Genomic DNA, 828 nt, shown 5'->3' with positions numbered 1-828 from the left:
GATTCGATATCACCTGACTTTTTAGTCAGAGTGATAAAGGGTTTATCATGAAGATGTTTGTTCAGCCTTCCCGCATTTATCTTCACCGGCAGTTTGTCGATTTCAGAAAATCGATTAATGGTTTATCTGTGATCATTGAGTCGGAGATAAATCTTCCCGTCATGAGCGGTGCCTTGTTCATTTTCTGCAACAAAGCCAAAGATAAATTGAAGATACTTTATTGGGATAAAACCGGCTTTGCCTTGTGGTATAAACGGCTTGAAAAAGATAAATTCAAATGGCCAAGCCGTATTGATGAAGCATGTTTAGAATTGAATGAACAGCAGTTGTCTTGGTTGCTGGAAGGCTATGATGTCATCGGTCATCAAGCTGTCGATTATCAAAATATTATGTAATAAAATCAGGTAAATAGTATAAATAAAAACAGCAAGTTAGCGTGTTTTTTGTTAAAATGCACGCATGAAAACAGACATCGAATCACTCCCTGACGACCCTATTTTACTGAAGAAACTTCTCGCAGAAAGAGATGAGACTATCGCTTATCTTACTGAGCAGTTTCGTTTAGCTCAGCATAAACAATTTGGTAAAAGCACTGAAGGCTACCCGGGTCAGGGCGAGCTATTCAATGAACTTGAGCAATTAGCAGATGAGTCTGAAGCGGAACCGACTGAAGCCGAAAAAGAGTCCATCACCTACGAACGCAAGAAACCTGTTCGTAAACCTTTACCCAAAGACTTACCACGCGACGTCATCATTCACGACCTGGCAGACGAAGACAAAAGCTGTGATGACTGCGGTCATGAATTACATCGCATGGGTGAAGATAAA

1 protein-coding gene and 1 pseudogene are annotated in these 828 nt (G+C 40.5%); both read left to right on the top strand.

The annotated features are described in order from the left end of the window. The first annotated feature begins 47 nt into the window (after positions 1-47). Positions 48-395: an IS66 family insertion sequence element accessory protein TnpB gene (gene tnpB / locus A3763_RS17030; protein WP_068510160.1), complete on the top strand. Its 348-nt coding sequence runs from the start codon at positions 48-50 to the stop codon at positions 393-395. Positions 396-525: 130 nt separating this feature from the next. Further along, positions 526-828, top strand: a pseudogene (locus A3763_RS17025) (IS66 family transposase); the annotation flags it as partial.

This window comes from Oleiphilus sp. HI0128, assembly GCF_001635365.1.
The sequence above is the reverse complement of the archived record's forward strand: the minus strand, read 5'-3'. Positions and strand labels throughout refer to the sequence as shown.

What these genes read in the sequence shown, in the direction of transcription:
- tnpB (WP_068510160.1), top strand. Translation starts at nt 48, where the DNA reads ATGAAGATGTTTGTTCAGCCTTCCCGCATTTATCTTCACCGGCAGTTT.